This is a genomic window from Sandarakinorhabdus sp. AAP62 (assembly GCF_000331225.1).
Taxonomy (GTDB): domain Bacteria; phylum Pseudomonadota; class Alphaproteobacteria; order Sphingomonadales; family Sphingomonadaceae; genus Sandarakinorhabdus.
The window spans coordinates 488,648-501,541 of record NZ_ANFY01000003.1; the positions used below are offsets into that span (position 1 = coordinate 488,648).

The 12,894-nt window shown below is 66.4% G+C and carries 13 protein-coding genes and 1 tRNA gene; 1 reads left to right on the forward strand and 13 read right to left on the reverse strand.

The annotated features are described in order from the left end of the window. Window positions 1-12: 12 nt before the first annotated feature. The 8 genes from D619_RS15350 to D619_RS0102715 form a co-directional block, all read right to left on the reverse strand. On the reverse strand, window positions 13-516 hold the full coding sequence (locus tag D619_RS15350) for a biotin transporter BioY (RefSeq protein ID WP_017667020.1): 504 nt from the start codon (window positions 514-516) through the stop codon (window positions 13-15). Continuing rightward, entirely contained in the window at window positions 516-950 is a 435-nt protein-coding gene (gene ccmE / locus D619_RS0102685) for a cytochrome c maturation protein CcmE (RefSeq protein ID WP_017667021.1), read from the reverse strand. The genes D619_RS15350 and ccmE overlap by 1 nt, the downstream gene beginning before the upstream one ends. After that, on the reverse strand, window positions 947-1,099 hold the full coding sequence (ccmD, locus tag D619_RS17530; RefSeq protein ID WP_017667022.1) for a heme exporter protein CcmD: 153 nt from the start codon (window positions 1,097-1,099) through the stop codon (window positions 947-949). The genes ccmE and ccmD overlap by 4 nt, the downstream gene beginning before the upstream one ends. Before the next feature lie 10 nt (window positions 1,100-1,109). Then, window positions 1,110-1,838 (reverse strand): heme ABC transporter permease, encoded by a 729-nt coding sequence (locus tag D619_RS0102695; RefSeq protein ID WP_017667023.1) that lies wholly within the window; start codon window positions 1,836-1,838, stop codon window positions 1,110-1,112. Window positions 1,839-1,885: 47 nt separating this feature from the next. Beyond that, entirely contained in the window at window positions 1,886-3,328 is a 1,443-nt protein-coding gene (locus D619_RS0102700; protein ID WP_017667024.1) for a serine hydrolase domain-containing protein, read from the reverse strand. A gap of 171 nt (window positions 3,329-3,499) precedes the next feature. Further along, window positions 3,500-6,139, reverse strand: coding sequence for a valine--tRNA ligase (locus D619_RS0102705; protein WP_033372839.1), 2,640 nt, complete (start codon window positions 6,137-6,139; stop codon window positions 3,500-3,502). 39 nt (window positions 6,140-6,178) lie between these two features. Continuing rightward, window positions 6,179-6,478 (reverse strand): DUF2497 domain-containing protein, encoded by a 300-nt coding sequence (locus D619_RS17070; protein WP_017667026.1) that lies wholly within the window; start codon window positions 6,476-6,478, stop codon window positions 6,179-6,181. Between the two features lie 70 nt (window positions 6,479-6,548). After that, window positions 6,549-7,202, reverse strand: coding sequence for a hypothetical protein (locus D619_RS0102715; protein ID WP_017667027.1), 654 nt, complete (start codon window positions 7,200-7,202; stop codon window positions 6,549-6,551). Window positions 7,203-7,343: 141 nt separating this feature from the next. On the opposite strand from D619_RS0102715, the gene D619_RS0102720 reads away from it, so the two are divergent. After that, window positions 7,344-7,417: transfer RNA gene (locus tag D619_RS0102720), tRNA-Cys, on the forward strand. Window positions 7,418-7,632: 215 nt separating this feature from the next. Here the strand turns inward: D619_RS0102720 and D619_RS0102725 are convergent. From D619_RS0102725 to D619_RS0102745, 5 genes are all read right to left on the reverse strand, one after another. Beyond that, window positions 7,633-8,700, reverse strand: a complete 1,068-nt coding sequence (locus D619_RS0102725; protein WP_017667028.1) for an aldose epimerase family protein — start codon at window positions 8,698-8,700, stop codon at window positions 7,633-7,635. 3 nt (window positions 8,701-8,703) lie between these two features. Then, entirely contained in the window at window positions 8,704-9,690 is a 987-nt protein-coding gene (locus D619_RS0102730) for a HupE/UreJ family protein (RefSeq protein ID WP_017667029.1), read from the reverse strand. Next, the gene (locus tag D619_RS15360; protein WP_017667030.1) at window positions 9,687-10,514 is read right to left on the reverse strand and encodes a peptidylprolyl isomerase; all 828 of its coding nucleotides are present in this window, start codon (window positions 10,512-10,514) and stop codon (window positions 9,687-9,689) included. Before D619_RS15360 ends, D619_RS0102730 begins: the two co-directional genes overlap by 4 nt. A 3-nt stretch (window positions 10,515-10,517) precedes the next feature. After that, window positions 10,518-12,407, reverse strand: coding sequence for a DUF3604 domain-containing protein (locus D619_RS0102740; protein WP_017667031.1), 1,890 nt, complete (start codon window positions 12,405-12,407; stop codon window positions 10,518-10,520). A gap of 107 nt (window positions 12,408-12,514) precedes the next feature. After that, window positions 12,515-12,823, reverse strand: coding sequence for a hypothetical protein (locus D619_RS0102745; protein ID WP_017667032.1), 309 nt, complete (start codon window positions 12,821-12,823; stop codon window positions 12,515-12,517). Window positions 12,824-12,894 lie beyond the last annotated feature (71 nt).

Consider the following 12,894-nt stretch of genomic DNA (forward strand, 5'->3'; position numbering starts at 1 on the left):
TTTGGCTTGCAGTCAGTTTGCGCGTTTTCCCCGCCGCCCAACCACGCCAAGCACAAACGTCGCCACCACCGCCTTCACGCCTGCGCCCGGCAACAACACTGCCAGCGCCGCGACATCGCCGCCGCGCAGGGTGATGAACGCCCCGCCCAAGGCCAGCAGCAGCGCGTGGGCGGCCAGCATAAGCACCAGCGTCTGGCGCCAGTTCCAGCCAGTCTGCCAACGCATCGCCAGCCGTGCGGCGAGCGGCAGCGCCACGATGAAGCCGGCGCTGAAACCGCCCATCGCCAGCAAGCCGCCCTTCATGCCCGAAAGCACCGGCAGGCCCAGCGCCGCCAGCAGCAACCAGCCGAGCACGCCGATCACACCCGCGCCACCTGCCAGCGCGCCGGCCAGGCAGACGATCAGCGATTGCAGGGTGATGGGAACAGGCCCCAGATCAAGCGACAGCGGCGCGGCAAGGCACAGGGCAAGGGTGGTAAGCAGGCCGCCCCAGAGCGGCGAAACAGCACGTGCCATCAGTTGCCGGCGGTCACCGCGCCGGTCTTCTTCATGGCACCGGCCACTTCGGGCGGCATGTATTTCTCGTCATGCTTGGCCAGGATGGTCTCGGCGGTGAAGGTGCCGGTGGCGGGATCGATCCTGCCTTCGGCGATCACGCCCTGGCCTTCGCGGAACAGATCGGGGAGGATGCCGGTGTAGGTGACGGGCACGGTTTTCGCCATGTCGGTCACCACGAAACGAATGGTCTCGCCGTCGCGCTGGATCGAGCCCTTTTCGACCATGCCGCCCAAGCGGATGGCGTCGGTGGGGGCCGGTCCTGTGGCAAGATCGGACGGGGCATAGAAATAGGTCGCCTTCTCGCCCAGCGTCGAAAACGCCAGCACGCCGGCGCCGCCGAGCGCGGTGAGCGCGCCGACCACCAGCCACAGGCGTTGATGTTTGGCCTTCATTTGCGCTTCACCTCATCAGCCCTTTTCTCGGCGCTGCGCATCGAGATGTAGGCCCACGCCAGCAGGCCAACAAGCCCGACCAGCGTGATGGCATAGGCCGGCCAGATGAAATTGGCCCACAGATCGGGGCGGGTCACAACGCCGTTCATGCCCCAATCCTCATGCCAAAGCCTCCGCCATGCGCCGGCTGCGCGCGTCCACTCGGCTCTGCGCCAGCATCGCCCGCATCCGCATCAAGACGATGGCGGCGAACAGGAAGGAGAAGCCCGCCACCGACAGCAGCAGCGGTGTCAGCAGTTCGGGCGCGATCTTCGACGAGGCGTTGACCACCGAAATGCTGCTGCCCTGGTGCAGCGTGTTCCACCATTCCACCGAATATTTGATGATCGGCAGGTTGATGACGCCGACAAGCGCGAGAATGGAGGAAGCGCGGGCCTCGCCGCCCTTTTCCGCCTCGCTGGCACTGAGCGCGAGATAGCCGAGATAGAGGAACAGCAGCACCAGCATGGAAGTGAGCCGCGCATCCCATACCCAATAGGTGCCCCAGGTCGGCTTGCCCCACAGCGAGCCCGAAATCAGGCAGATGGCAGTGAAGGCGGCGCCGGCTGGCGCGATGGCGCGCGCGGCGATGGTGGCCAGCGGGTGGCGCCAGATCAGCGCAGTGGCCGATGCGATGGCCAGGCTCATGTAACCGCCCGCACCCAGCCAGGCGGCGGGCACATGCACATACATGATGCGCACGCTTTCGCCCTGCTGGTAATCCGGCGGGCTGGCGAACAGGCCGATCCACAGGCCGGCCGCTGTCAGCGCCAGGCCAAGCAGCGCCACGATCGGCGTGACGACACGGGCGATCTTCAGGAATCGCGTCGGATTTGCGTAACGGTGCACCGGTGCCTTCTAGTCAGATGGCGGCAGCGAGGGAAGGGGGCGCGGTGTCACCACCCTTCAATGCGGGTGCTCCAGCCATCGCCCACATACATCCGGGTCACCTTGCCATCCTTTTCCTCGAACCACACGGTTTCGCCGATCGCGCCGCCGCCGGTGGGGGCGGTGAGGCGGAAACGGCCATTGCCGATGGGTTCCAGCAGCACGCGGGTTTCGGCGGTGCGGCCGGCGACCGGCAACAGCGCCAGTTGATTGTTGAGCAGCACCACCTGGGTGACATTGTCGCTGGCGCCGATGTAGCGGCCGGCAAAGCGCGCCCAGGCCGGATCCCAGGCGGTGGTCGCCTTGGCATTGGCGGCCTTCACCACCGCTTCGCCCACGGTGGCCATCAGCTGGTTGGCGATGTCGCCGGGGTTCGAATCATTGGTGTTGGTCAGCACGATCACGCCCACCTTGTCGTCGATCTGCGCCATCGTCATTGTGGTGTTGCCGGGATAGCCGCCGCCGTGGCCGGCATAGGTCTTGCCCTTGAAGCGTTCGATGTCGAAACCGAGGCCGGAGCCGCTTTCCCAATCCTCGTCGACGCTGCGCACCCTCAGTGCCTCGCGCCATGAACCGGCAGAAAGCACATTGCTGCCGCCGGCCCTGGGCGCGCGGCGGAACCAGGCCGAGATGAACTTCGACAGATCATTGACATTGCTGGTCATGCCGGTGGCCGCCGCCATGCCGTGCGCATCGACGAACGGCAGCACCCGGCGCGTGCCGTCGGGCGTGCGGGCGGCATAAGGGGTGGCAAGGCCGGGATCGGGCTTGTCGATGCTGGTCGCGGTCATGCCCATCGGCGTCGTGATGTTGGCGGTCACATAATCGGCCCAGCGCTGGCCGCTGATCTTTTCCACCACCAGCCCGGCGATGGCAAAGGCGAGGTTGGAATATTTCCAGCGCGTCTGCGGCGGGAAGGCGGCCTGGCGCCCGGCCATGAGTTTCTGCAATTCGGCTTCGGTGGGGAAATTGAAGCTGGACCAGTGATCGGCCGCCTCGCGCTGCAGGCCGGAGGAGTGGGAGAGCAATTGCTCGATGGTGATCGGGCCGTCGTCGGGGCCGGCGGGCTTCATGGTGAACCAGGGCAGGTGCTTCTGCACCGGATCATCGAGGCGGAGCTTGCCCTGTTCGCGCAGCTGCAAAATGGTGATGGCGGCGAAGATCTTGGAGTTCGACGCGATGCGGAAACGCGTGTCCGCCGTCATCGGCTTCCTGGCCGCAATGTCGGCAAAGCCGAAGCCCTTGGACCACACGAGCTGCTGATCCTGCACGACGCCCACCGCCACGCCGGGCAAGCCGCGATAGGCGATCTGGCCTTCCAGCCAGGCGCTGAACAGGCGCTCCGCCGCCTGCACATCGGGGTTCTCGGCGATGGCGGCGGTGGGCGGTGCGGGCTGGGCCAGTGCCGGTGTGGCGAGAGCCAGGGCGAGTGCGATGGTGCGGGCAAGCATGATGGATTCCCCCTTTGTGTTGGGGGGAAGGCTAGCAGGTTGGGGATTGTTGCCAAGGGTGGCGCTGGCGGCGACGACCCTCCCCCGGCCCCTCCCTGGCAGGGAGGGGAGACTGTTCTGCTCCCCTCCCTGCAAGGGAGGGGCCGGGGGAGGGTGCGAGCGCGGTTGGTCTTACCCCAACCGCGCCAGCGCCGCCTGCAACCGCTCCGCCTCCGCCGCGCGGGCAGCGTGGTCTTCGCGCGCCTTTTCCACCGCTTCCGGCTTGGCCTTCTCCGTGAAGCCGGGATTGCCCAGCCGCCCGGCCAGCACATCGCGTTCCTTGGCGGCGGCGGCCAGCGCCTTGTCGAGCCGGGCCTTTTCAGCGGCCAGGTCGATCACGTCGCCCAGCGGGATCAGGAAGGTCGCCTCGCCATGCACCACGGCCAGTCGGCCACCCTCGGCGGCGTCGCCGGGGATGATGCGGGCCAGGCGCTCGATGGCGGCGGCGTTGGCGGCAAGGCGCGCCTGCGTGGCGGGCGTGGCGCCCTCCACGGCATAGGCCAGCTTGGCCGACGGCGGCACGTTCACTTCGGTGCGGGCCGAGCGGACTTCGGAGATCAGGCCGATCAGCCAGTCGATATCGGCGCTGGCGGCGGCGTCTTCGGGCAGGGCATCCGTCTTCACCCATTGGGCGAGGATCAGGTCATCGCGAAGGCTGAGCTGGTGCCACAATTCCTCGGTGAGGAACGGCATCACCGGGTGGAGCATCACCAAGATCTGATCGAGCGCCCAGCCGGCCACGCTGCGGGTTTCGGCGGCCACTTCGGCGTCCGCCCCTTCGGCCAGCAGCGGCTTGATCAGTTCCAGATACCAGTCGCAGAAGCGGCTCCACACCAGCTTGTAGATGGCATCGGCATAGGCATCGAAACGATAATCGGCGATGGCCTGTTCCAGCGCCTTCGCGGTCGCCCGCACTTCGCCGATGATCCAGCGGTTGACCGGCTGGCTGGCGGCGGGCGGCAGCGGCGAGGCACTGCCGCCGATGCCATTGGATTGGGCAAAGCGCGCCGCGTTCCACAGCTTGGTGGCGAAGTTGCGATAGCCTTCGATGCGGCTTTCGCTGAGCTTGATGTCGCGCCCCTGCGTTTCCATCGCGGTCAGCGTGAAACGCAGCGCGTCGGCGCCATATTTGTCGATGAGGCCGAGGGGATCGACGGTGTTCCCCTTGGATTTGCTCATCTTCTGCCCCTTGGCGTCGCGCACCAGGCCATGGCAATAGACGGTGCGGAACGGCACATCGTCCATGAAGTGCAGCCCCTGCATCATCATGCGGGCCACCCAGAAGAAGATGATGTCGAAACCGGTGACCAGCACGTCGCCGGGATAGTGGCGGGCAAGGTCCGGCGTCTGCTCCGGCCAGCCCAGCGTGCCGAACGGCCAAAGGGCGGAGGAGAACCAGGTGTCGAGCACATCGGAATCGCGGGTCAGGGGCAGGTCGCCGGCCTGGGCCTGTGCCTCGGCTTCGGTCTCCGCCACGAAACATTCGCCATTCGGGCCATACCAGGCCGGAATCCGGTGCCCCCACCACAATTGGCGGCTCACGCACCAGGGCTGGATATTCTCCATCCAGTTGAAATAGGTCTTTTCCCACGTCTTCGGCACGAACTGGGTGCGGCCGTCGTGCACGGCGCAAAGCGCATCCTTCGCCAGTTCGGCGGCGTTCACATACCATTGGTCGGTCAGCCACGGTTCGATCACCACGCCGGAGCGATCGCCATAGGGCATCTGGATGGTCTTCTGCTCGATGCGCTCGATCAGGTCGAGGGCTTCGAGATCGGCGACGACCTTCTTGCGCGCCTCTTCGCGGGCAAGGCCCACATACTCGGCGGGCACGCCGTCGGCGGCGCAGATGCGGGCTTCGGCGTCGAGGATGTTGATCCAGCCGATGTCCTTGTTGCGCTCATACACCTGCCAGTCGTTGAAATCATGCGCCGGCGTGATCTTCACCGCGCCCGAACCCAGTTCCGGATCGGCATGTTCATCGGCAATGATCGGAATGCGGCGGCCGGTGATCGGCAGCAGCACATGCTTGCCGATAACGGACGCATAGCGCGGATCATCGGCACCCACCGCCACAGCGGTATCGCCCAGCATGGTTTCGGGGCGGGTGGTGGCAACGATGATGTGATCGGCGCCACTGTCCAGCCGCGCGCCATCGGCCAGCGGATAGCGGATATGGGTGAAGCTGCCGGCGACCTCGCGGGTTTCCACTTCCAGATCGGAAATCGCGGTCTTCAGCTTCGGGTCCCAGTTCACCAGCCGCTTGTCGCGGTACAGCAGGCCCTGGCGGTAAAGCTCCACGAACACCTTCAGAACGGCCTTGTTGAAGCCGTCGTCCATGGTGAAGCGTTCGTTCGACCAGTCGCAGCTGGCGCCCAGGCGGCGCAGCTGGCGGGTGATGGTGCCGCCGCTTTCGGCCTTCCATTCCCACACCTTGGCCTCGAACGCTTCGCGGCCCATGGCGGTGCGGCCGGGCTGCTGCGTCTCGGCCAGCTGGCGTTCCACCACCATCTGCGTGGCGATGCCGGCATGATCGGTGCCCACCACCCAGCGCGCGTCGCGGCCATTCAGCCGGTGCCAGCGGATCAGCAGATCCTGCAGCGTGTTATCGAGCGCGTGGCCGATGTGCAGGCTGCCCGTCACGTTCGGCGGCGGAATGACGATGGTGAAGGGCTGCGCATCGGGGCGCGCCGGGCGGAAGGCGCCTTCACGCTCCCAACGCGCGTAAATCGTCTGCTCGAAACTGGCCGGGTCGAAAATCTTGTCGATCATGCCACGGCGCATAGCCGCTGGCCGGCAACGGGGAAAGCCCTACAGCTTGCCGGTCAGCCGCTTGATTTCCTCGCGCGCCAGTTTCTCGACGATTTCCGGCATGTTGGCATTCAGCCAGGCCTGGATTTGCGGCGCCAGCATCGATCGCATCAGCTCATCGAGAGTCATGCCCGTGCTCGACGGCGGCAAGGTGACATGGGCGAGGGAAACGGGCGACGGCGCGGCCGTCATGGCCGGGGGCGGCGGCGGTGATTCGTCTTCACCTTCAGCCGCTGGCTCCATCACGCGGGCGCGGATGGAGGCCAGAATGACGTCTAGGGCAGGCGGCGCTTCGCTCATGCCAAACAGTTACGACATGATGAAGAAAAGCGCCACTCCCCCTGTGGGGATTTGCCGCCGAAATCGCGCATCAGAAGGCGAAGGCATGTACCGGCGCAAAGCCCGGCAGATCGGGCGCGGCCAATTCCATGAAGGGCAGACCGGCCGGGCGGGCGTCTCCAGATTGTGGCGTGGTGAGTGGGCCAACATAGGCGCGGCCCACGCCGGCCTGGCGCAGCACGGCCGCGATCTGTCCGGTTGGCGCCAGCTGCCTCGCCATGGCCGGCGGTATGGTGGCAATGGCGCCTTCGAACAGGATAAGATCATAGGGCGCACCCGCCGGCCAGCCCGCAGCGAGCGGGCCGGCGACGCTGGTGATGCCGGCGGCCCGGGCCATGGCGATCAGCGTGTCATCGCTGTCCAGAGCGGTGACCACGGCGCCCATGCGGGAGAGGATCGCCGCCGAATAGCCCGAGGCACTGCCCACGACCAGCACGTGCTGGCCCGGCTGCACGGCGGCGTGCTGCAGCAGCAGCGCCAGGGTGAGCGGGGCGAGCAGATAGCGTCCAGGCGCGATCTGGTGGGCAGCATCGGCGTGGGCCAGCCCGGCCAGGCTGGCCGGCAGAAACGGCTCGCGCGGGGTGGCGGCAAAGGCGGCCAGCACGGCGGCATCGGTGACGCCAACGGTCTTCAGCTGGCTGTCGACCATGGTCTGGCGCTGGGTTTCGGAAGTGGTCGTCATCATGGGATGGGCTTTTGCCCTGCGTCGGGCGCGGGCGCAATCAGCTTATTGCAGCGCATCATGGGAAACGGGCGGGCATGGCCGGGCCCAAGTTAGTCATTGCCGGCGCGCGCTTGCCTTGCTAGGGCAGCGCTCCACCGTCGAGGCCCGATGGCGGAGTGGTGACGTACCGGACTGCAAATCCGTGAACCCGGGTTCGATTCCCGGTCGGGCCTCCAGTGATTTCATACGTGCCAATCGAACCCGGGTCATTTTGGTGGCCAGATCGCCAAGCCGATCAGGCGCGGTTCGATTCCCGGTCGGGCCTCCAGTGATTTCATACGTGCTATCCGAACCCGGGTCATTTTGGTGGCCAGATCGCCAAGCCGATCAGGCGCGGTTCGATTCCCGGTCGGGCCTCCAGTGATTTTCCAGAACAGCCGTTGCTGCGGGCTCAATCCACCCCATCGAACGCGTAAACGCTGCTCGATCGCCGCGTCTCGCCCGGACGCAGCAGCGTGGACGGGAAGCCCGGCTGGTTCGGGCTGTCGGGAAAATGCTGGGTTTCCAGCGCCAGGCCGTCGCCTTGCCGCAGCAAGCTGCCGTCGCCGCCGGCAACGCCGCCATCGAGGAAATTGCTGCTGTACACCTGGATGCCGGGTTCGGTGGTGCTGATCGTCAGGCGTCGGCCCGACGCCGGATCGCGCAAGATGGCGGCGGGCCGAAGTTCGCCGGCCGTGCCATCGATCACCAGATTGTGATCCAGCCCGCGCGCCAGCCGAATCTGCGGATGATCGCTGCGCAGCGCCGGGCCAATGGGGCGGGCCAGGCGGAAATCCAGCGGTGTGCCGGCCACATCGGCGATGGCGCCGGTGGGGATCATGCGATCATCAAGCGGGGTATAGCGGCTGGCGAACAGCTGCAGCAGATGCGCGTCGATGGTGCCTGCGCCGGCGCCGGCCAGGTTGAAATAGGGGTGGCTGCAGACATTGATGTGCGTCGCCCGGCTGCTGCGCGCCTGCCAATCGAGGCGCAGGCAATTGGCGCTGTCCAGCGTCCAGGTGGCGGCCATGTCGATGGCGCCGGGGAAGCCATTGTCGCCATCCGGGCTGTTGAGGGCGAGGGTCACGCCGGCATGGTCGGTCGTTTCAAAGGGTTCGGCCCTCCACAGCTTGGTGCCCCAGCCGCCGCCGCGACCGCCGTGAATGGTGATGCCGGTTTCGGGATCGGCGGTGAGCGGATGAAACTGGCCGTCGATGCTGAAACCGCCACCTGAAATGCGCCCGGCATAGCGGCCCACCAGCGCGTTGAACGAACCGCCGCGATCCCAGCCGGCAAAATCGCCGCGGGTGAGCACGACATTGGCCAGCGTGCCGGTGCGGTCGGGTACGCGGATGGCGGCAAGCGCACTGCCACGGGTGAGGATGTCCACCTGCATGTGGCCATTGGCCAGCGTGATGCAATCGACGGTTTCGCCGCGGGCGTTGGTGCCGAAGGGGCTGATGCGGGCGGTGATGCTCATACGTCAGGTCCAGACACGTTCGATGAACCAGAAGCTGGCGATGCTGCCGATGCCATAGGCGCTGGCCAGCACTGCCGGGCGCAGTGCGACCGGTGACAGGCGGCGCAGGCCCGCCAGCACGGCCGCGACAACCGCGATGATGGCCAGCTGGCCGGCTTCCACGCCCAGATTGAAGGTGAGCAGCGCCACCGGCACATCGGTTGCAGGCAGGCCGATCTCGCGCAGCGCACCGGCAAAGCCGAAGCCGTGCAGCAGGCCGAACAGGAAGGCGACCAGCCAGGGCAGCCGTTCTGAAAGGCGGGCCAAGGATCTGTCGTGCCCCGGCTGTGCCTTCACGATCTCGACCGCGAGGAAGAGGATGGAGAGTGCGATTACCGCCTCGACCGGCGCCTGCGGCAGACCGATCAAGCCCAGTGTGGTGCCGGCGAGCGTAAGCGAATGGGCGATGGTGAAGGCCGTCGCCGCCGCCACCACCGGCCAGCCGCGTTGCAGCAGCAGCACCAGCGCGACGACGAACAGCAGGTGATCGAAGCCGCCGATGATATGTTCGACGCCAATGCCGAAATAGGTGCGCGCCACCTGCCAGCCATCGGGTTCGGCGGCGACCATGGTCGTGGCCTGGCCGGGCAGCAGCCGCGCCGTCTGCACCGGCCGGCTCAACGGCGCGATGCGCAGCAGCGTATCGGTGTCGCCGGGTTCCAACCCCGAAAGGCCGACAGTCGCGCCGTCGAGCGATCTGGTGCACCGCGCGCGCCCGGCCGCCACCAGCGCGCCCAGCGACAGATTGGGCCGCTCCATCGTCACCTGGCAATAGGGCGGCAGCAGCGGCGTGGCGCTGGCGGCCAGCCCGCCGAGCACCGGGGCTTTCCAGATGATGGCCCACTGCTGCGCGCTTTGCTGCGTCAGTTCGAGATAGCCGGGGCGCAGTTCGTCGGCCTTGGCCGAAACGGCCAGCAGCATCAGCAGCAGCAGGCGCAGCAGGGCGATCATGATGGCCGCTTGATCGTCACGTCATAGCCGTCGAGCAGCGCTTGGAGATGCGCGTCCTGCGCCTTGCGCACAGCGGCGCTGCGCCAGTCATTCTCCAGCCGCTGGCGCACATCGGCGAGGCGCGGCGGCGGTGACGGCAGGCGCTGTTCGATCCGCACGAGGTGGAGACCGAAGCCGGAGACGACGGGGCCGCTCCAGCTGCCGACGGGCAGCGCGGCCAGCGCTGCGGCGAAATCATCGCCCAACTGCGCCGCAAGGTCGGTCTGACTGGCCTGGTCAAACCGTGCCGCCAGCGGCAGTGCGGCCACCGCGATGCCGGGCCGTGCGCCGGGCTTCAGCCCTTGCAGGCTGGCCGCTGCTGCTGCCCGCACGGCCGGTGTGTCATCGCCCAGATAGAGTTGTTCCAGGCTGTATCGCGGCGGCGCAGCATAGCGGGCCGGATCCTTGTCGAGCAGCGCCTGCAGTTCGGCATCGCTGGGCCGCGCGGCTTCGGCCTCGGCACCGGCGATGGCCAGCATCTTGTTGCGCAGCCGCTTCTTGATCACCTCGTCATCGGCATCGAGGCCAAGCCGCAGCGCCTCGCGATAATAGACTTCGCTGCGCACATGATCGCGGATCAGATCGTCGAGCTCCTGCGCCGTGGGCGGCCGACGAAAGGCGCGGACATGGTGATTGACGAGGGCGGCCACCACCGGCTCATCAACCACGATGCGCCGTTCACCAACGTCGGGCGCGCGGCCGGACAGGGCGATGAACAGCGCGGCGCCCGCCACCAGGAAATGCACCAGCGGCTCGCGCAGCGCGGCGGCTGCCAGTTGCCTCATGCGTCAGCCTTTTGCCGGCGTGTACCAGATAGGCGAAGTATAAGCCCGTTCCTGGCTCTTCACCCTCACTTCCGGCGGCAGTTTCAGCTTGTAGCGCACGGCATCATGGGCCGGCCAGCTGGGAGTCGGGATTTCCAGCACGCGCAGATAGTAGAAGCTGCTGATGGCGGGATCGAAGGCGGGATCGGTCCAGACCGTCGCTAGTGACGCCGCCCCGATATTGTTCTTGTAGGTGGCCGTGGCGACATCAACCGTGTCGCCCACCGCTGGCAGCTTGCCGGCGACGGGCTTGCGGTCACCGCTCCACGCCACGTCGAACACCTGCTCGTGCGTCTTGCCGGTCTTGTCGATCCAGCCCTTCACAACCTGCACGCGATCGAGATTGGCGCCTTCCGGATCTTTCAGGGCTGAAATCAGCAGGCGCGGCGCGCCTTTGCCGGCCTTCAGTTCGCCCCCCATCGGAACACCGCGCGCATAGCCGGCGCGCACCCAGTCGCCCTTCAGATCATCGGGCGTGAAATCCCAGCCGGCGAACACCCTGACCGTCATGCGCGGACCGGTGCTGGCATAGACTTCGCGCCGGGTCATCGCATCGAAGATGGCAGCGCGGGTGTTGGCCTTGGCCCACACGGCGGCATAGCCACTGGCCAGATAATGCCAGCCGAAACGGCCCTTGCGAGTGCCGAGGTTCTGCGGCGCCGTGGCCCGGGTCGGGCTCGGTTCGGTGCCGCTGTGCTTGCCGAAGAACTGGTCTTCATCGGCGGTGGCCAGCGCGGTGTGGCTGTCGGTCGAACCGATCAGGCCGAACTTGTAGGGGTTCACCCCCGTCTGCGCTTCCAGCGCCAGGCCGCGCTTCAACGCCTCGCGCACATATTCGCCGGCATACATCGCCGGCACCTTGGGCTGGTTGGAGAGGAGATTGTTCATCTCCCAGCCGGCGACGCCATAGCCGGAAAATTCATCGTTGGGTGACAGGAAGGGGTGGGCTTCGCTGTCGCCCTTGATCTGGGTGATCTCCACCACCGGCTCCAGCCGGGCGCGCCGCCGGGCATAGTCCGCCGTCATCGGGCCGCCGCCGGGCTGGGTCAGCTCGAACATCAGGCCGTTGGAAAGATTGCTGTTGTGCGGGATCGACAGCACCCGGCCCCCGGTCGCCTTCTCATAGGCGTCCATGTAATTCCAGATCTCGTCCGGCGTCGCCTTGTAGGTGGGATCGATCGGTACCACGGTGCGCACCTTGTCTTCATCATCGCGGAAGATGATGTTGCGGTGCAGATTGTTGCCGCCCTGCATCAACGTATATTCAAAGCCGTGGAAGGCGGTGAATTTGCCGGGCTCATTGTAGCGTTCAACCGCGTCGACGTTGGCGTTCCACACTTTCTTGGTGCGATCGGCCGTGCCGTCCTGGTTCAGCATGGCTTCGGGCAAGGCATTGCGGCCGCGCGCGTCGAGGATTTCGGCCATGGCTCGCTGCGATCCGGCCGGGCCGTCGTTCATCATGTCGTGCCAGCGTCGCATGGTGGCATCGGTGATCAGCAGGCGCGGTGCATCGGCGAGCGCCTTGGTGGCGCCCAGGCCTTCAGCGTGATCGGTCACCACCAGGAAATTCAGCGGGCGCGACAGTTTCGCCTTCATCCCGGTGGTGGCGGTCACTTCCTCGCCGCGGGCAAAGCGCAGCGCCTCTTCCGGCCCCAGCCGCACGCCAAAGCCGAAGGCATCGACCGAGTTGGCGGTATGGAGATGGGTGTCACCCCACAGCGGCCGTTCCGGGAACTCGCTTTCCTTCACCGCTGCCGTGCTCTTGGCGGTCTGTTTCGGCTTCAGCGCGTCGCAGCCGGCGAGCAGGCCGGCACTGCCCAGCAACAGGGCTGCCACCATCAACGTGCGCCGCATCAATTCCTCCCCTGTTGACCATTTTTGGCCTTGTACCGGCAAGATGCCATCACGGCCGCAGCGGTCAATGGCTTTGGCCTGCGCCCTGTCACATGCCGCAGCCGGATTCAGGCGGTCGGATTGTCCTTCACGTGGCGTTCGAGGTCGTCGAAGAAGCGTTCCAGATTGTGCAGCACCATCATCTTGAATTCGTAATTCACGTCCGGGCTGGCGCTTTCGATGATCGGGCTTTCATCCACCTTTTCGGCATAGGCCTTGTGGATGGTCTGCACATACTCGGGATCGAGCTTGATCTCGCCCATCTTGTCGAGGATGCGCAGCTGCACGATCATGATCTGGCGCACCAGCATTTCGAGCGCGGTGATGCGCGAGACGGTGGCGACCGGGTCCAGCTCGACTGATTCCTCATCACGCATCGCGTCAGTGTGCCTTGAAAAGCCGGGAGCGCAAAGCCTGTTGCGGCCAACAGTTGCAGCCTGGCGCGGCT